Below are 16,153 nucleotides of genomic sequence, written 5' to 3'. Positions count from 1 at the left end.
CGGGCCGGGGGTCAGCGGGGGAGGGCCAGGAGGAGGACGGTGGCCGCCAGGCCGGCGGCGACCACCAGGGCGATCGGGCGGGGGGACAGCGCGGCGTGCCTGCGGTCGGCCAGCAGTCGCGCCGCGGCCAGCCCGACCAGCGGGCCGAGCAGCGTCACCACCAGCGCCAACACCGGCATCCCGACCGCCAGGTCCCCGCCGGAACCGGCGCCCAGCGCCCGCGCGCCCGCCCCCAGGGCGTAGGCCACGACCGACCCGCCGACACCGCAGCAGACCAGCAGCGGGTTCGCCGAGCCGGGCAGCTCGCCCGGCTGGCGGGTGCGGTCCAGCAGTTGCCGTACCCCGTGCAGCAGGGGCACCGGGTCACCGGAGGCGTCCCGAGCCGGCCCGGGCGGATCACCCAGCCGCCGCGCGCTGGGGCCCACCCGGGCCCGGAGCTCCCCCCACAGGTGGGTGGCCTCGGCGTCCACCCGCTCCACCAGCTCCCGCGCCTCGGCCACCTCCGCCTCGGCCCGTCGGACCTGCTCGGCGGCCTCGGCCACCGCCCTGTCGGCGGCGGCGCACTGCTGGGCGTACCAGGTGTGCGCCTCGGCGCGCTGGGCGGCCACCCGGGCGGTCAGCTCGGCGAGCCGACGGATCTGGGCGGCGTACGTCTCACTGGCGACCGGTTCGTTCATCGCGACGGACCATAAGGGATGATCACCTGTCCGGTACGGTGGGCCGCCCGGTCGAAATAGAGGCCCCGCCACGGCCGCGGGTACCAGTCGGGCCCGCCGGTGCCCGGGTACAGCGAGGAGCCCAGCTCCGCGCCCTGCACGTCGAGCGCCACCCAGGCCCCGATCTGGTCGGTACGCGCCGCCGGACCGCCCAGGTCGGCCCGCATCCGGGCCACCCCCCGCCACCAGGCCAGCACGTGCGTACGCCGTTCCGGCCCGTCGTGCAGGATCCGGCGCAGCTGCTCCAGCCCGGTCCGCCGGCCCGCCTTCCCGGCGAGCTGCCCGGCCGCCGCGTCGACCGCGTACAGCAGCAGGTAGTGCGGGCTGTTCGGGGTGCCCGGGGCGCCGAGCGCGTCGCCCACCTCGGCCATCAGCTCAGGCACGGTCTCCTCGTCGTACCAGGCGGCGTCGTCGGCCAGGTCCTCGTAGAGGGCGCGGGCGGCCGGGTCGGCGTCCGGGTCGAGGCAGGCGATGGAGAATCGGGCGGTCCCGGGGCGGTGCTGTCGGGCCAGCGACCGGGCGGCGGCGTCGAGCACCGCGCACGCCTCGTCGACCCGGGTGCCGAGCACTGCCAGGTTCCGTCCGGGGGCCCGGGGCAGCCGCAGCGCCGCCGACCGGGCCTGCACGTCGATGATCTCCCCGAGCAGGGCCACCGGGCTGCGCGGCACGCCCTGCTCGGGGGCGGTCAGCGCGCGAAGGTCCGGCGCGTCGGCCAGCTTCGGGATCGCGTCGCCGTCGAAGAGCCGGGCCGGGGAGGCGTCCTGCGGGCGTATCCGCCACAACCGGTGTTGCAGCTCGCTCCACGTCTCCCAGTCGCTGGCCGAGGGGATCCGCGCCACCTGGTTCCCCTCGGCCAGTCCCGACTCGGCGTTGACCACCGCGTGGTGCCGGGGCAGCGACTGCGCCGCGTCGTTGCGTTCGGCCAGGATGCGCAGCGCCTTCGGCAGCGCGATGCGCAGGGTGAACTGGGCGACCAGCGCCGGCCGCCCCCACAGCGCCTCGATGCCGCGGACGTCCTGCGAGGCGAGCACCAGGTGGATGCCCTGCGAGCGGCCCCGCCGGGCCAGGTCCTCCAGCAGGTCGGCGGCCTCCCGGGCGACCACGTCCCGGCCCGCGAGCAGCGCCTGGAACTCGTCCACCACGGCCACGATCCGCGGCCAGTGCCCGGTGGGGTCCACCGCGCGCAGCTCGGCGAGCTTGGTGACCTCGTGCTTCTTGGCCGCGTCCGCGCGGCGGCGCAGCTCCTCGGCGAGGAAGCGCAGCAACGCCAGCCCGAACTCCCGGTCGGTGTTGACGTTGATCCCGACCAGCCGCATGTGCGGCAGCCAGCTCGGGTCCCGCCGGCCCTGGGCGAACCGGGCGAAGGACACCCCCTCCTTGAAGTCCAGCAGATAGAACTCCAGCTCGGCGGGGGAGTAGCGGGCGGCGAGCGCGCCGATCCAGGCGAAGATCAGGTTGGTCTTGCCGGTGCCGGACGGACCGCCGATCAGCGCGTGCGGCGGATAGTCGCCGAGGGTCAGCAGCACCGGTCGCCCGTGCCGGCCCTCGCCGATCGGCGCGGTCAGCCCGTGCGCCGAGTCCTCCTGCCAGTAGTCCTCCGGCGGTGGGAGCAGGTCGGTGAAGGGCGCCGGTGGGGGACCGGCGCTGACCCGGGAGGCCACCTCCCGGCAGGTCTCGGTGACCAGCCCGGCCGGGGGCGGCTCGTCGAGCACGACCGGCAGCCCGGCGATCCGGGCGTCGTCCGGCTCCACCACGATCCGGGTCACCGTCGGGTCGTCGGGCAGCTCGATGCCGCGCACCACCAGGTGCACGCCGCAGGCCGCCCCGGTTCGCACCACCCGGTCCAGCTGGCTGCGCTCGTGCCGGGACAGCTCGTCGCCGCCGAGCAGCACCGCCACCCGCCACGGCTCCGGCCGGCGGCCGGTGGCCGCGGCCAGCTCGCGCAGCGACGCGTACTCGCCGGCCAGCACGGTCTCGTTGATCCGGCGGATCTGCTCCACCAGATCGTCCAGCAAGCGGCCCAGTCCGCCGGGGCCGACGAAGGTGAGCAGTCCGGCGGTGCCGAGCGGGGCGAACCCGGCCAGGCCGCCGCCCAGGTGCTCCGGGTCGTACCCGAACAGCCGGACCGCGCCCGGGTCGGCACGCCCCACCGAGCGCAGCAGCAGGGCCGGCACCACCGCGGCGATGCCCTCCCGGTCGCCGCCGGAGAGGTGCCCGTGGCCGGCGTCCAGCAGCGGCACCAGCGCCGGCACCGGCTCGGCGCCGGGAATGCGTACCGTACCGACCCGGACCGCGCCGGGCGCCTCGGCCCGGCCGACGGGCGTGACCCGCCACCGGTCCCAGGGCGCGGACGCCGCGCCGGGCGCCTCCCGGCGGGCCACCTCGGCGGCCCGCCCGGCCAGCTCAGCGATTCGGGCGGTGTGCCGGGCGTCGATCTCGGCGAGCCGTCGGTCGCGGGCGGCGCCCACCCGATCCGGTACGGCCGCCGCGGCCCGCCGCACCCGGGCCAGCCGGTCCCGGCCGGCGGCCAGGTCGGCGTCGGCGGCGGCCAGGCTGTTCCGGGTCGCGCCGAGGGCCTCGGAGAGCATCCCCCGGACCCGCGACACCAGTTGGGCGCGGACGTCAGCCATGCGCACCCCGCGACGGCTCCCGGTCGTCGGCGTCCTTCGGCAGGTCTCGGCCGAGCCGGTCCAGCAGCACCCCGGTGAGCACCCCGGCGGTGACCGCCGGGTCGGCCGCGTGCGGTTGCTCCTGGTCGGCGGCGCGGCGCGGCGGGGGCATCCGACAGACCCGGGTGAGCAGGGTGTCCAGCACGGCCGGGGGCAGCCCGGGCAGCAGGTCGCGGACCCGCCCGTCCAGCTCCCGGCGTAGCCTGCCCAGGTCGTCGGCGCGCGGCGGGCGCCCGAGCAGCTCCCCGGCGAGGTCGCGCAGCAGCGGCGGGGCGACCGCGGCCAGCCCCAGCCCGACGTCGGCGTGCGCGCGGCGCAGCTCACGGTGCAGCCGGTCCCGGTCGCCCGAGCGGACTCCGGTCACCACCCGGCGCAGCAGCTCCCGGGCGTCGCCGACCCGCTCGTCCGGCTCGTCCGATGTGCCCTCCCGGCCGCCGGTCAGCTCCGCCACCCGCACCGACCACCAGCGCCGCATGGTCGGGGAGGCGCCCTGCTCGGGTACGGCGACCGGGGCGGGCGCCGCCACCTCGCGCGGCGCGTCGTGCCGCGGCCACCGCTGTTCGGCCGGCGGGGCGGGCGCTCCGTCGGCGGTCAACCCGATCGCGGTCAGGTACGCGGACAGCTGCTCCTGAGCCACCCGCAGCGCGTACCCGGCGGTCTCGGCGTGTTCGGTCGCCGCGGACAGCTCCGGCACCCCCATCGGGTCCGCCGACTCCTGTCGCACCCAGCGCAGCCGCTCGGCGGCCTGGCCGAACTTCTCCAGGGCCACGGCGAGCTGGGCGAGCGGCAGCTCCTCGGTCACGGCACGCACCTGCGCGCCGATGTCCTCGACGATGGACACGGCCGGACCTAGAGGGTGGACACGTAGAGCTGCGCCTGCTCGACCGCGACCAGGGTGGCGGCGAGGCACTCCTCCAGCTCCTGGCTGGCCTGGGTCAGCGATGCCTGGGCCGCCTCGACCGTCTCGTGCCCGCTGCCCTCCAGCGCCCCGGCCAGGGTCTGCTGCGCCTCGGCCAGCTTCTCGCCGGCCGCCTGCACGGCTGTCTGCCCGTCACCTATCTGCTGCAGGGCGACATCGATGGCAGCCTTCAGCTCGGCGACGCTCGCCACGCGGACCTCCTGGGGGCAAGGGAGATCTCCATTACAACCCATCCCGTCGGGTGGGAGAACATCCACCCTCGCGGTGTTCCTGCCCTGCTGTCCGATTGCCACCCTGACGTGCGCGAAGACCTCCGGCGCCGGGGTGGGCCGGTCCCGCCGGCGGGCAACCCGGTCCCGTGCACGGGTCACCCGGTGACGCCCGCCCGGTCGGGCGGCGCCGCTCAGCCGTCCCGGGGCAGCCAGCGCGGGCCGTGCACCTCGGCGCCCAGCGCGCCCACCCGGGCCCGCAGCTCCCGGTCGGCGGTGACGACGATCCGGCGACGGTCCGGCGCCGCCGCGACCAGCTCGACCATGGTGTCGTCGCCGGAGCCGGGCGCGGCGACCACCCCGACCCCCGGCACCGCCGGCACGTTCCGTGCCGCCCCCTCCACCACCAGCACCACCTCCACCGGCGGCGGCAGTTCCGGCGGTACGCCCTGGTCGGCCAGCGGCAGCAGCGCGTCGCGAAGCCGGGCCGCCGCGCCGGCCCGGTCCCGCCACCAGCCGTCCGGCCGCGAGCCCACCACGTTCGCGCCGTCGACGATCAGCAGTGGCCGGGTGTCCATGCCCCCAGCCTGCCACCGAGCCGGCTGCCGCCCGACTCTCGACCCGCTCGCGTTTGTCCCGCCGGCCGCCGGGTAGCCACCGCCGACCGTGCCGCGCCATGTCGCCTCGGCGACCGTGCCCGCCCGAGCAGCGGAGGACAGAGATGATGGGACCCGGTGACTTCGGCTCCGACCCGTGGGACGAGTTCCTGGCCCGGTACTTCGGCCGGGGCGAGGGGGGACGCCGGCCGGCGCATCGGGTCGACATCACCCGTCTGATGACCGCCGACGCGCGGGAGATGCTGGCCGACGCGGCGCGCCGGGCGGCCCAGAAGCACAGCAACGACCTGGACACCGACCACCTGCTCTGGGCGGCGCTGCAACGCGAGCCGCTGCGCGACCTGGTACGCCGTGCCGGCGCCGACCCGGACGCTCTGGTCAACGCCCTCGGCGGGCGCGGCGAGGGAGCGCCCGGGGGCGAGGTGCCGCCGAACCTGTCGCTGACCCCGGCGGCCAAGCGGGCGCTGCTCGACGCCCACCAGTTGTCCCGGGCAATGGGCGCCAACTACATCGGCCCCGAGCACATCCTGATGGCCCTGCCGTTGAACCCGGAGTCGCCGGCCGGCCGGATGCTCGCCGCCGGCCGGATCCAGCCGGAGTCGCTGCAGGCGGCCAGCGCGGAACGTGGCGGTACCCCGCGGCCCGATCGCGGCACCCCCACCCTCGATCAGTACGGCCAGGACCTCACCGAGCTGGCCCGCAACGACCAGATCGACCCGGTGATCGGGCGGGCGGACGAGATCGAGCAGGCGGTGGAGATCCTCTCCCGCCGGACCAAGAACAACCCGGTGCTCATCGGTGAGGCGGGCGTCGGCAAGACCGCGATCGTGGAGGGGCTGGCGGAGCGGATCTGCGACGGGGACGTGCCGCAGACCCTGATCGGCAAGCGGGTGATCCAGCTCGACCTCGCCGGCCTGGTCGCCGGCACCCGCTACCGCGGCGACTTCGAGGAACGGCTGAAGAAGGTGATCGACGAGATCCGGGCGCACCGCGAGGAGCTGATCATCTTCCTGGACGAGATCCACACCCTCGTCGGCGCGGGCGGCGCCGGCAGCGAGGGCGGCATGGACGCGTCCAACATGCTCAAGCCCGCGCTGGCCCGCGGCGAGTTGCGGGTGATCGGCGCGACCACGCTGGACGAGTACCGGCGCACCATCGAGAAGGACGCCGCGCTGGCCCGCCGGTTCCAGCCGGTCTTCGTGCCGGAGCCCAACGTCGAGAACACCGTCGCCATCCTGCGCGGCCTGCGGGACCGCTACGAGGCGCACCACCAGGTGCGGTTCACCGACGAGGCCCTCGTCGCCGCCGCCGAGCTGGCCGACCGGTACATCACCGACCGGTACCTGCCGGACAAGGCGATCGACCTGATCGACCAGGCCGGCGCCCGAGTCCGGCTGCGTACCCGGACACCCGCCGAGGACGTGCGGGAGCTGGAGCGGCAGCTCGACGAGGTACGCCGCAACAAGGATCAGGCGGTCGCCGACGAGCAGTACGAGCGCGCCTCCGAGCTGCGCGACCGGGTGTCCGAACTGGAGGACCAGGTCGGCCGCGCGAAGGGGGAGGGCGAGCCGGCGAACGTGCCGACGGTCGGGCCGACGGAGATCGCCGAGGTGGTCTCCCGGGCCACCGGCATCCCGGTCAACCAGCTCACCGAGGAGGAGCGGGACCGGCTGCTGCGCCTGGAGGGGCAGCTGCACGAGAAGGTCATCGGCCAGGACGACGCGGTCACCGTGGTCGCCGAGGCGGTCCGCCGCTCGCGTACCGGCCTGGCCGATCCGAACCGGCCGATGGGCAGCTTCCTCTTCCTCGGCCCCACCGGGGTCGGCAAGACCGAGCTGGCCCGGGCCCTGGCCGAGGCGCTCTTCGGCGAGGCGGACCGGATGGTCCGGGTGGACATGAGCGAGTTCCAGGAGCGGCACACGGTCAGCCGGCTGGTCGGCGCCCCTCCCGGGTACGTCGGCTACGAGGAGGCCGGCCAGCTCACCGAGGCGGTCCGCCGCCGCCCGTACGCGGTGGTGCTGCTCGACGAGATCGAGAAGGCGCACCCGGACGTGTTCAACATCCTGCTCCAGGTGCTCGACGACGGCCGGCTCACCGACAGCCAGGGCCGGACCGTGAACTTCAAGAACACCGTGCTGATCATGACGAGCAACCTGGGCTCGGAGCTGATCACCGGCACTCAGCGCACCGTCGGCTTCGCCACCGGGGAGCCCGGCCAGCAGGAGGCCACCGAGCTGCGGGAGCGGCTGATGCGCCGGCTCCAGGAGAACTTCCGGCCGGAGTTCCTCAACCGCATCGACGAGATCATCATCTTCCAGCGCCTCGAGGCCCAGCAGCTGCGCCAGATCACCGAGTTGCTGCTGGAGGAGACCCGCCGCCGGCTGCACGCCCAGGACATCCAGGTCGACTTCACCACCGCCGGCGTCGACTGGCTCGCCGAGCACGGCTACCAGCCCGAGTTCGGCGCCCGACCGCTGCGCCGGGTGATCCAGCGGGAGGTCGACAACCGGCTCTCCCGGATGCTGCTGGAGGACCGGGTCTCACCCGGACAGCGGGTCACCGTCGACGCGCAGGACGGGCAGCTCTCCTTCGAGGTGGCCGCCGGCGAGCGCGGCTACCAGGCCGCGGCGACGTCCCATCCACGATGAGCGGCGAGGTTCCATCCCGACTGACCGGAGGGCGGACATGACCGAACCCGAGGAGACCCGGGAGGACGCCGAGCGCAGCGAACCCATCGTCACGCCCCCGACGGCCAACCCGTCCCGGGTCAAGGTGCCGCCGGAGGGCATCAAGCAGCAGACCGACAAGGGCGGCGGCGCCCCGACGCCGTCCGGGCCGCCGCCGGGAGAGGAGGCGTGATGGTACGCGAGGCGCGACTCGACCCCGAGGTCGAGGTTATCTGGGACGACTTCCACGCCGAGGTGAACGTCCCGTCCGAGAAGCTGCGCCAGTGGCTGCTCACCCGCGGGTCAGGGGAGGAGGCGTTCGGGCCGAACCCGGACCTGGACCTGCCCGAGCCGGGCCGGCAGATCCTCGCTGTGCTGACCAAGCGCAAGGTGGACCTCACCCCGGAGGACATCGAGGTGATGCAGGACGCCATCGACCGGATCCGGGAGCTGTCGGCGGCGAAGCCGAGCCGGGGCAACGCCGACGACGAGTGGCGGCACTCGCTGCTCGACCTCGGGCACGACGTGTTGATCGAACGTTGATCCAGCGATGCGACGGCACCCGGGACGCGTCCCGGGTGCCGTCCGGTCGGTCATTCGGGTTCCATGCTGGGCAGTTGCAGGCCGGCGGCGTCCGCGGTGGCCGCCCGGTCGGCGCGGGCGCGCTCCTCCCGGCTGAGCAGGTTGGCGTATTCGGTGATGTCCGCCGGCTCCGGCACCTCGGGCATGCGGCGCAGGAAGGCCTCGACGTCCTCGGCGGCGGCGGTGCACATGGCGGCCGCCTGGCGCAGCAGCTCCCGCTGGTCAGCGGCAGGGTAAAGGTCAGTCATATCGCCCTGTTACCCGCGCTCAGGCGGTTCGCACCCCGCCGGCCACCGTTGGCTGCGCCCCGAAATCGGGATGCCGCAGCAGCCAGGCCAGGTAGTCCGGATGCGGCGCCAGCGCGTCGGTGTACGCGGCCACCGCCATCTCCAGTACCGCCTCGGCGACCCGGGCGGCCGGCGCGTCAGGGCGCCAGCCCAGCAGCAGCCGCCAGCGCAGCGGCGCCCCGGCCAGCCGGCGGGTCACCAGTCCGGCGGGTGGCCGGAAGGTGGCCTGGCAGAGCGCCACCCCCACGCCCGCGTCGACCAGATCCACGCAGGCGCGCACGTCCGCCTCGTACAGCTTGCGCGGGGTGAAGCCGGCGCGGGCGCAGGCGGCGGCGAAGCAGTCGCCGAAGCAGCCGTCCCCGGGAGCCGCCACCCACTGCTCGCGCCGCAGGTCCGCCAGGCACACCTCGTCCCGGCTCGCCATCGGGTGGGTCTGCGGCAACAGCACGAAGATCGGGTCGACGGCCACCTCCCGCCAGCTCAGCCCGAACCCCGGCGGCGGGCCGGCGTCCCCGCACACCCCGATGACGGCGAAGTCGAGTCGGCCACCGGCCACCAACTGGGCCAGTTCGTCCACCGACCAGGACGCGTACGTGGTGATCCTCACCTCCGGCTGTTCGGCGGCGAGCCGGTGCACCAGCCGGCCGAGGATCGGGCTGTTCACGCCGCCGAACCGGTAGCGGGTCAGCGGGTCCCCCGCCCCGGCAAGCCGGGCCGCCTCGTCCTGAAGGCCCTTCATCGCCGGCAGCAGCACCCGGGCCCGGTCCAGCACCAGCTCGCCCAGCGCGGTGGGGCGGGCTCCGCGGCGGTCCCGTTCGAACAGTGGACCGCCGAGGGCCCGCTCGATGCGCTGGAGCTGTGCGGTCAGCGCCGGCTGGGCCAGGCCGAGCGTCGAGGCGGCTCTGGTGACGCTTCCCGTCTCCGCGATCGCACAGATCACGCGCAGGTGCCGCAGCTCCAGATTCATACGGTGACGGTAGGACCACGAACGGCTATGCGGAAGGGGTCGGGGCTCAGTGCTTCCGGGGCCGTTCCAGATCGGAGAGGTGGGTACGCCGGCCGGTCACCACGTCGCGGACCTTGTCCAGCACGCCCACCACCGGCTCGACGAGCTTGTTCCACGGCGGGGTGGCCGGGGTGCCCGGGTGGGGCCGGGTCGGTGCCGCCTCCTCGGCGATCTCCCACCGGTTGCCCAGCCGGATCAGCTCGGCGTCGGTGGCCACCTGGCGCAGCGGTGCGACCAGCGCGGCGACCCGGCCGACGTGACGGCGTACCCGCTCGGCCACGTCCGCCAGCGCCGGGTCCTCCGGCCCGGACAGTCCCCTCAGGGCGGTGAGCAGCGCGACGTCCGCCGCGAGCTCCCGGTCCACCAGCTCGGTGCTGTCCGGCACGGCGGCCCGGGCGGCGGGGAAGAGATACTGTTCCTCGGCGGAGAGATGCCGGGACACCGCCGCGATCAGCACGTCGAGCAGCTCCCGGCGGCGTTCGTACGGCAACTCCGGGCCGGTGACCCGCTCGGCCAGGCCGAGCAGCGCCCGGTGCTCCCGGTCCACGATCTCGGCCAGGCTCCGGCCACCCGGCCGGTACGCGTCGTCGGCGGTGGGCGGCAGCGGCGGCAGGGGGACGGTCACGATGCCCTCCTCGACTGGTGGCCGGCGGGGCCCGGCGGCCCGGTGGGCGGTGCGGGGACGCCAGCGGCGGTACCCGGACGCGAGATCCGCGAAACCGCGCGGGGGACGGGGCGGGCCAGCCGCCGGGGCCGGCTGGTATGAAGAACCGATGACGAGCGACGCCGCCTCCGCCCGACCGGACCCCACCGACGAGGTCGTGGACCTCTGCCGCGACCTGCTGCGCATCGACACCACCAACACCGGGGACAACGACACCAGCGTCGGGGAGCGGCGCGCGGCGGAGTATGTCGCGGAGAAGCTCGCCGAGGTCGGGGTCGAGGCGGAGATCCACGAGTCCGCGCCGGGCCGGGCCAACCTGGTCGCCCGGATCCCCGGCACCGACCCGGGCCGGGACGCCCTGCTGGTGCACGGCCACCTCGACGTGGTGCCCGCGGATCCCGACGAGTGGTCGGTGCACCCGTTCTCCGGCGAGATCCGCGACGGCTACCTGTGGGGCCGCGGTGCGATCGACATGAAGGACTTCGACGCGATGGTGCTCGCCGTGGTCCGCGGCTGGCAGCGGGCCGGGGCACGCCCGTCGCGGGACATCGTGCTCGCCTTCACCGCCGACGAGGAGGCCGGCAGCGACTACGGGGCGCACTTTCTCGCCCAGCGGCACCGCGACCTCTTCGACGGCTGCACCGAGGCGATCGGCGAGGTCGGCGGCTTCTCGTACTCGGTCGACGAGCAGCAGCGGCTCTATCTGATCGAGACCGCCGAGAAGGGCATCGACTGGCTGCGCCTGCACGCCAAGGGTCGCCCCGGCCACGGCTCGATGGTGCACGACGACAACGCCGTCACCGCGCTCGCCGAGGCTGTCGCCCGGATCGGCCGCCACCGCTTCCCGGTGGTCGTCACCGACACCGTACGGGCGTTCCTGGAGGAGATCTCCGACGTCCTCGGCATCGAGATCGACCCGGAGGACCCGGAGACCGCGATCGCCAAGCTCGGCCCGATCGCCAACATCATCGGCGCGACCATCCGCAACACCGCCAACCCGACCCGGCTCGACGCCGGCTACAAGGACAACGTCATTCCCGGTCGGGCCACCGCCACCATCGACTGCCGCAGCCTGCCCGGTCAGTCGGAGCTGCTGGAGCGGCAGCTGCGCGAGCTGGTCGGCCCGGACATCGCCATCGAGTACATCCAGCGCCAGCCCGCCCTGGAGACCACCTTCGACGGCGACCTGGTCGACGCCATGTCCGCCGCGCTGCGGGCCGAGGACCCCGGCGCCCGCCCGGTGCCATACATGCTCTCCGGCGGCACCGACGCCAAGGCGTTCTCGCAGCTCGGCATCCGTTGCTTCGGCTTCGCACCGCTGCGGCTCCCCGCCGACCTCAATTTCTCCGGGCTGTTCCACGGCATCGACGAGCGGGTCCCGGTGGACGGACTACAGTTCGGCGTGCGGGTTCTCGACCGGTTTCTCCGCAACTGCTAACCGTGTCCGTCGCGTCACCGTCGGCGCGGATTTTCCCCCCATCGCGAAGGGACTGCCACACATGACCGACCAGCACGGTGAGCTGGACGCCGCCCTCGAGCGGGTGATCGACGCGGCCCGCGCCCACCTGGCCGCAGTCCGCGCCGCCCAGGGCCGGATCGACGACGACGACGTCTGGCGGGCGTACGTCGCCCTGAACAACGCCTCGTTCGCGTACGACGAGCAGCTGCTCGACGCGTTCGGTGAGGTGACCCCGTGGGACGTGGAGTCGATCGACCCGAACGAGGCCGACGAGCGCTTCGGCGTGGAGGGCATCGAGGCCACCGACCCGCACCCGCGGGTCATCTCGGTGCGGCAACGGCGGGACTATCGGGTCCCGAGCGTGTCCGCCCTGATCCGGGCGGCCGAGGCGGCCCGTCGCGAGGGCACCCCCGAGGAGGACGAGCCGGCCCCGGTCGAGGGGGTGGGCGAGGCCGTGCTGGAGCTGCTGCAGAGCGGTGACGGCTCACTCAGCGCGCTGGACGTGCCCGAGCTGGAGCCGCTCGACGGGGTGGTCATGGTCAGCGAGGTCGGCACCCCGGTCGACCTGGAGTCGTTCGACGACGACGACCCGATCGGCCCGTTCCAGCCGGCCGCCGACGACCGCCTCGTGGGCCGGCTCGACGAGCACCCGTTCCTCGAGCTGGACGAGGAGCACGACCACGCCCACTGACCGGCCGTGACGCCTCCGGGGCCCGACCGCGCGGTACGGGCCCCGGGAGGCGTGCGCCCGGCGACGGCTCGCGCCGCCTCAGTACGACAGGCCCGGCTGCGGCTGGTTGACCCGGCGGCGGCGCAGCATCACCTGCCGCGTCCCGTCCCGGAACAGCCGCACCCGGGCCAACTCCCAACCGGAGAACTCCGCCTGGATCGCCAGCTGCGCCGCGGCGGTCAACCGGTCGACGTTCGATGGCAACCGCAGCGGCGCGTATTCGTAGTCCATGACGTCTATGCTGCCCAGCTCGGTGGCCCACCGCCACCCCCTGGCGGGCCGTGTCGGGCACGGGTCGCCCGGCATCCGGCCGGTCGGGCTCAGCCGTCCCGCTCCGGGTAGCCGACCGGCACCCCCGAGACGTCGTCCAGGGCGGTGACGATCTCCTCGGGCAGGGTCATCCGCTCCACCTGGAGAGCGCCGAGGAGCTGCCCCACGGTGCGGGCGCCGAGAATCGGCGCGGTCACCCCGGGCCGGTCCCGGATCCAGGCCAGCGCCACCTCGAGCGGCGACACGCCCAGGCCGCCGGCCGCGGTGGCGACCGCCTCCACGATGCTCGAGCAGCGCGGCTCCAGGTAGGTGGCCACGAAGCGGTCGAAGTGCGGTGAGGCGGCCCGGGAGTCCGCCGGGCGGCCATGCCGGTACTTGCCGGTGAGCACCCCGCGGCCCAGCGGTGACCAGGGCAGCACCCCCAGCCCCAGCGCCTCGCAGGCGGGCAGCACCTCGCGCTCCACGCCCCGCTCCAGCAGCGAGTACTCCACCTGCGCGGCGACCACCGGGGCGCGCCCCGGCCAGGCGGCCTGCCAGGCCGCGGCCCGGGCGGTCTGCCAGCCGGAGAAGTTCGACACCCCCACGTACCGGGCCTTGCCGCTGGACACCGCGTGGTCCAGCGCGCCGAGGGTCTCCTCGAGGGGGGTGTCCGGGTCGTAACCGTGCACCTGCCAGAGGTCGACATGGTCGGTGCCGAGCCGGCGCAGCGACGCCTCGAGGGTCCGCAGCAGGTGCCCGCGGGAGCCGTCCCGGCGGCGGCCGCTGCCCGGCCGCAGCCCCGCCTTGGTGGCGATGAGCAGGTCGTCCCGGGAGACCAGGGTGCCCAGCAGCGAGCCGATCACCGACTCGGCGTCGCCGTCGGCGTACACGTCGGCCGTGTCGACGAGGTTGCCGCCCGCGTCGAGGTAGCTCTTCAGCTGGGCGGCCGCGTCGTCGGCATCGGTGTCCCGTCCCCAGGTCATGGTGCCGAGCGCGAGCCGCGAAACCGCCAGCCCGCTTCGGCCGAGCGGTCGCTGTTGCATGGGTGAACCTTATTTCGAACCTCGCGTCACGGATATCCTCGCCCAGAGTCAGTTTCCCGCCCGACCTTCCGGTCGGGTGCGCGGCATTCGGGTGAGCCGGTGATCGGTTCGGCCATCCGTATTGCGTAACCTGATGCGACCTGTGGAGCGGATGGTGGGAGGACCAGTGCGACTCGGGCTCAGTCTCGGATACCAGACGGCGTGGAGCGCGCCGGCCGACCACCTGGCCCTGGCCCAGGAGGCGGACCGGCTCGGCTACTCGGTGGTGTGGGCGGCGGAGGCCTACGGCTCCGACTCACCGAGCATGCTGGCCTGGATGGCCGGCCAGACCGAGCGGATCGACGTGGGCAGCGCGGTGATGCAGATCCCCGCCCGTACCCCGGCCATGACCGCGATGACCGCGGCGACCATCGACGCGCTCTCCGGCGGGCGGTTCCGGCTCGGCCTGGGCGTGTCCGGCCCGCAGGTCTCCGAGGGCTGGCACGGCGTCCGCTTCGCCAAGCCGCTGGCCCGCACCCGGGAGTACGTCGACATCGTGAAGCTGGCGATCGCCCGCAAGGAGGTCGCGTACGACGGGGAGCACTACACGCTGCCGTTGCCGGACGGACCGGGCAAGGCGCTGCGGCTGGGCTTCCATCCGCCGCGCGAACACATCCCGATCTACCTGGCCGCCGTCGGCCCGAAGAACCTCGAACTGGCCGGCGAGATCGCCGACGGCTGGCTCGCCGTCTTCTACGCGCCCGAGTTCGCCGAGGAGCAGCTCGCTTCGGTGCGGGCCGGCCGGGCCCGGGTCGGCAAGGACATGGCCGGCTTCGACGTCGTCCCGTCCGTCCCGGTGGTGGTCGGCGACGACATCGCCGGCTGTGCCGAGCTGGTCAGCTGGTACGCCGCCCTCTACGTCGGCGGCATGGGCAGCCGGCAGCAGAACTTCTACAACCAACTGGCCACCCGGATGGGCTACGGCGACGCCGCCCGCGAGGTGCAGGACCTCTATCTGGCCAAGCGGCAGCGCGACGCCGCCGCCGCGGTGCCGATGGAGTTCATCGACCGCACCTCGCTGCTCGGCCCGAAGGAGCGCATCGCCGATCGGATGCGGGAGTACGCGGCCGCCGGCGTGACCACCCTGTCGGTGACCCTGTTCGCGGCGGACCGGGAGAGCGGCGTGCAGACCCTGCGTACCGTCGCCGAGGCCCTTGAGCTGTCTGGAGTCGGCGAGTGACCTGGGTTGAAGCGATCGTCCTGGGCATCGTCCAGGGCCTCACGGAATTCCTGCCCGTCTCCTCCTCCGGGCACCTGCGGATCACCTCGGCGATCTTCTTCGGCCGGGACGCGGGCGCGTCGTTCACCGCGGTGACCCAGTTGGGCACCGAGGCTGCGGTGCTCATCTACTTCGCCAAGGACATCTGGCGGATCGTCCGTACCTGGGTGGTCGGCCTGGTCGACCGCTCGGTCCGGTCCAGCCTCGACTACCGCATGGGCTGGTACGTCATCATCGGCACGATCCCGATCGGCATCTTCGGGCTGCTGTTCAAGGACCAGATCCGAACCGCCGGGCGGAACCTGTACCTGGTTTCCGCCACGCTGATCATCTTCGCGTTGGTGCTGGCCTTCGCCGAGTACCTGGGGCGACAGACCCGCACGCTGGAGAACTTCCGGATGCGCGACGGCGTCGTCATGGGCTTCGCCCAGGCCATGGCGCTGATCCCCGGCGTGTCGCGCTCCGGCGGCACGCTGACTGCCGGCCTGCTGCTCAACCTCACCCGGGAGACGGCGGCACGGTACTCGTTCCTGCTGGCGATCCCGGCGGTGGTGATCTCCGGGGTGTTCAGCCTCCCGGACGTCTTCGAGCCGTCCGCGCCGGGGACCGCAGCGCCGAGCGTGGCCCAGATGGTCGTCGCGACGGTGATCGCCTTCGGCATCGGCTACGCGGCGATCGCCTGGCTGCTGCGCTACGTCGCCCACCACACCCTGTACCTCTTCGTCCTGTACCGGGTGGCGCTCGGTTCGCTGGTCCTCTGCCTGCTCCTCACCGGCGTGATCGAGGCGACGTAGTTGGGGTTTTGTTGCGCTTGGGGTTTTGTTGCGCTTGGGGGCTGGGGGCGAGCGTGCCCGGCTCCGGGCGGTCAGGCTTGATCCCTACGCCGGTCACGCTCGCCCCCAGCCCCGCCGTGGTCTTCCGCCGTGCGTGCCTTGCGGCTACCCCCGGGCACGCCTGGATCTTGGACAGTTCCGTTCACTCTTGACGGCAGCTGTCCAAGGGCCGCAGATTGCCGCTGGCCGGCACCCCACGTTGCGGGGTGCCGGCCAGCGGCGTTGCTCATGCTGTTCGGATCTGTT

The 16,153-nt window shown here is 74.0% G+C and carries 17 protein-coding genes; 7 read left to right on the top strand and 10 right to left on the bottom strand.

Annotation, left to right across the window (positions count from 1 at the left end; translation table 11 throughout):
• Window positions 1-11 precede the first annotated feature (11 nt).
• The 5 genes from ACNAVT_RS28510 to ACNAVT_RS28490 form a co-directional block, all read right to left on the bottom strand.
• A complete protein-coding gene (locus ACNAVT_RS28510) occupies window positions 12-677 on the bottom strand; it encodes a hypothetical protein (protein ID WP_416300658.1) in 666 nt (221 codons plus the stop codon).
• Window positions 674-3,346 (bottom strand): FtsK/SpoIIIE domain-containing protein, encoded by a 2,673-nt coding sequence (locus tag ACNAVT_RS28505; RefSeq protein ID WP_416300656.1) that lies wholly within the window; start codon window positions 3,344-3,346, stop codon window positions 674-676. The genes ACNAVT_RS28510 and ACNAVT_RS28505 overlap by 4 nt, the downstream gene beginning before the upstream one ends.
• Complete coding sequence (locus ACNAVT_RS28500) at window positions 3,339-4,226, bottom strand: hypothetical protein (protein WP_416300654.1); 888 nt, start codon at window positions 4,224-4,226, stop codon at window positions 3,339-3,341. Before ACNAVT_RS28500 ends, ACNAVT_RS28505 begins: the two co-directional genes overlap by 8 nt.
• 8 nt (window positions 4,227-4,234) lie before the next feature.
• Entirely contained in the window at window positions 4,235-4,495 is a 261-nt protein-coding gene (locus ACNAVT_RS28495) for a hypothetical protein (protein ID WP_007076395.1), read from the bottom strand.
• Window positions 4,496-4,707: 212 nt separating this feature from the next.
• On the bottom strand, window positions 4,708-5,091 hold the full coding sequence (locus tag ACNAVT_RS28490) for a hypothetical protein (protein ID WP_416300653.1): 384 nt from the start codon (window positions 5,089-5,091) through the stop codon (window positions 4,708-4,710).
• Window positions 5,092-5,234: 143 nt separating this feature from the next.
• Here ACNAVT_RS28490 and ACNAVT_RS28485 point away from each other — a divergent pair, with 143 nt between their 5' ends.
• Genes ACNAVT_RS28485 through ACNAVT_RS28475 form a run of 3 tightly spaced genes read left to right on the top strand, consistent with a single transcriptional unit; the run spans window position 5,235 to window position 8,339 of the window.
• Window positions 5,235-7,778: an ATP-dependent Clp protease ATP-binding subunit gene (locus ACNAVT_RS28485; protein ID WP_416300652.1), complete on the top strand. Its 2,544-nt coding sequence runs from the start codon at window positions 5,235-5,237 to the stop codon at window positions 7,776-7,778.
• A gap of 37 nt (window positions 7,779-7,815) precedes the next feature.
• Complete coding sequence (locus ACNAVT_RS28480; RefSeq protein WP_416300651.1) at window positions 7,816-7,989, top strand: hypothetical protein; 174 nt, start codon at window positions 7,816-7,818, stop codon at window positions 7,987-7,989.
• A complete protein-coding gene (locus tag ACNAVT_RS28475; RefSeq protein WP_416300649.1) occupies window positions 7,989-8,339 on the top strand; it encodes a DUF3140 domain-containing protein in 351 nt (116 codons plus the stop codon). The genes ACNAVT_RS28480 and ACNAVT_RS28475 overlap by 1 nt, the downstream gene beginning before the upstream one ends.
• Before the next feature lie 50 nt (window positions 8,340-8,389).
• Here the strand turns inward: ACNAVT_RS28475 and ACNAVT_RS28470 are convergent, their stop codons facing one another.
• From ACNAVT_RS28470 to ACNAVT_RS28460, 3 genes are read right to left on the bottom strand one after another with little or no spacing between them, the layout of a single operon-like run.
• Window positions 8,390-8,626, bottom strand: coding sequence for a hypothetical protein (locus tag ACNAVT_RS28470; RefSeq protein WP_416300647.1), 237 nt, complete (start codon window positions 8,624-8,626; stop codon window positions 8,390-8,392).
• A 19-nt stretch (window positions 8,627-8,645) separates the two neighbouring features.
• Complete coding sequence (locus ACNAVT_RS28465) at window positions 8,646-9,632, bottom strand: LysR family transcriptional regulator (protein WP_416300646.1); 987 nt, start codon at window positions 9,630-9,632, stop codon at window positions 8,646-8,648.
• Window positions 9,633-9,678: 46 nt separating this feature from the next.
• Window positions 9,679-10,296, bottom strand: coding sequence for a hemerythrin domain-containing protein (locus ACNAVT_RS28460; RefSeq protein ID WP_416300645.1), 618 nt, complete (start codon window positions 10,294-10,296; stop codon window positions 9,679-9,681).
• Between the two features lie 148 nt (window positions 10,297-10,444).
• On the opposite strand from ACNAVT_RS28460, the gene ACNAVT_RS28455 reads away from it, so the two are divergent.
• Together ACNAVT_RS28455 and ACNAVT_RS28450 are read left to right on the top strand one after the other, a co-directional pair.
• Window positions 10,445-11,773 carry a M20/M25/M40 family metallo-hydrolase gene (locus tag ACNAVT_RS28455; RefSeq protein WP_416300644.1) on the top strand — a complete coding sequence of 443 codons (1,329 nt, stop codon included), beginning with the start codon at window positions 10,445-10,447 and terminating at the stop codon, window positions 11,771-11,773.
• Window positions 11,774-11,834: 61 nt separating this feature from the next.
• Window positions 11,835-12,485 carry a hypothetical protein gene (locus ACNAVT_RS28450; protein WP_416300643.1) on the top strand — a complete coding sequence of 217 codons (651 nt, stop codon included), beginning with the start codon at window positions 11,835-11,837 and terminating at the stop codon, window positions 12,483-12,485.
• Between the two features lie 78 nt (window positions 12,486-12,563).
• Here ACNAVT_RS28450 and ACNAVT_RS28445 read toward each other — a convergent pair whose 3' ends face one another.
• Both ACNAVT_RS28445 and ACNAVT_RS28440 read right to left on the bottom strand, forming a co-directional pair.
• Window positions 12,564-12,755, bottom strand: a complete 192-nt coding sequence (locus tag ACNAVT_RS28445; RefSeq protein ID WP_120682271.1) for a DUF5703 family protein — start codon at window positions 12,753-12,755, stop codon at window positions 12,564-12,566.
• An 89-nt stretch (window positions 12,756-12,844) separates the two neighbouring features.
• Complete coding sequence (locus tag ACNAVT_RS28440; RefSeq protein ID WP_416300641.1) at window positions 12,845-13,816, bottom strand: aldo/keto reductase; 972 nt, start codon at window positions 13,814-13,816, stop codon at window positions 12,845-12,847.
• Window positions 13,817-13,982: 166 nt separating this feature from the next.
• On the opposite strand from ACNAVT_RS28440, the gene ACNAVT_RS28435 reads away from it, so the two are divergent.
• Entirely contained in the window at window positions 13,983-15,035 is a 1,053-nt protein-coding gene (locus ACNAVT_RS28435) for an LLM class F420-dependent oxidoreductase (RefSeq protein ID WP_416300640.1), read from the top strand.
• Window positions 15,032-15,868, top strand: a complete 837-nt coding sequence (locus tag ACNAVT_RS28430) for an undecaprenyl-diphosphate phosphatase (RefSeq protein WP_416300639.1) — start codon at window positions 15,032-15,034, stop codon at window positions 15,866-15,868. Before ACNAVT_RS28435 ends, ACNAVT_RS28430 begins: the two co-directional genes overlap by 4 nt.
• Window positions 15,869-16,153 lie beyond the last annotated feature (285 nt).

It is taken from the genome of Micromonospora sp. SL4-19, from assembly GCF_047921475.1.
In the GTDB taxonomy this organism is placed as follows: domain Bacteria; phylum Actinomycetota; class Actinomycetes; order Mycobacteriales; family Micromonosporaceae; genus Micromonospora.
The sequence above is the reverse complement of the archived record's forward strand: the minus strand, read 5'-3'. Positions and strand labels throughout refer to the sequence as shown.

What these genes read in the sequence shown, in the direction of transcription:
- ACNAVT_RS28485 (WP_416300652.1), top strand. Translation starts at nt 5,235, where the DNA reads ATGATGGGACCCGGTGACTTCGGCTCCGACCCGTGGGACGAGTTCCTG.
- ACNAVT_RS28490 (WP_416300653.1), bottom strand. Translation starts at nt 5,091, where the DNA reads ATGGACACCCGGCCACTGCTGATCGTCGACGGCGCGAACGTGGTGGGC.
- ACNAVT_RS28510 (WP_416300658.1), bottom strand. Translation starts at nt 677, where the DNA reads ATGAACGAACCGGTCGCCAGTGAGACGTACGCCGCCCAGATCCGTCGG.
- ACNAVT_RS28480 (WP_416300651.1), top strand. Translation starts at nt 7,816, where the DNA reads ATGACCGAACCCGAGGAGACCCGGGAGGACGCCGAGCGCAGCGAACCC.
- ACNAVT_RS28440 (WP_416300641.1), bottom strand. Translation starts at nt 13,816, where the DNA reads ATGCAACAGCGACCGCTCGGCCGAAGCGGGCTGGCGGTTTCGCGGCTC.
- ACNAVT_RS28475 (WP_416300649.1), top strand. Translation starts at nt 7,989, where the DNA reads ATGGTACGCGAGGCGCGACTCGACCCCGAGGTCGAGGTTATCTGGGAC.
- ACNAVT_RS28450 (WP_416300643.1), top strand. Translation starts at nt 11,835, where the DNA reads ATGACCGACCAGCACGGTGAGCTGGACGCCGCCCTCGAGCGGGTGATC.
- ACNAVT_RS28445 (WP_120682271.1), bottom strand. Translation starts at nt 12,755, where the DNA reads ATGGACTACGAATACGCGCCGCTGCGGTTGCCATCGAACGTCGACCGG.
- ACNAVT_RS28465 (WP_416300646.1), bottom strand. Translation starts at nt 9,632, where the DNA reads ATGAATCTGGAGCTGCGGCACCTGCGCGTGATCTGTGCGATCGCGGAG.
- ACNAVT_RS28455 (WP_416300644.1), top strand. Translation starts at nt 10,445, where the DNA reads ATGACGAGCGACGCCGCCTCCGCCCGACCGGACCCCACCGACGAGGTC.
- ACNAVT_RS28470 (WP_416300647.1), bottom strand. Translation starts at nt 8,626, where the DNA reads ATGACTGACCTTTACCCTGCCGCTGACCAGCGGGAGCTGCTGCGCCAG.
- ACNAVT_RS28505 (WP_416300656.1), bottom strand. Translation starts at nt 3,346, where the DNA reads ATGGCTGACGTCCGCGCCCAACTGGTGTCGCGGGTCCGGGGGATGCTC.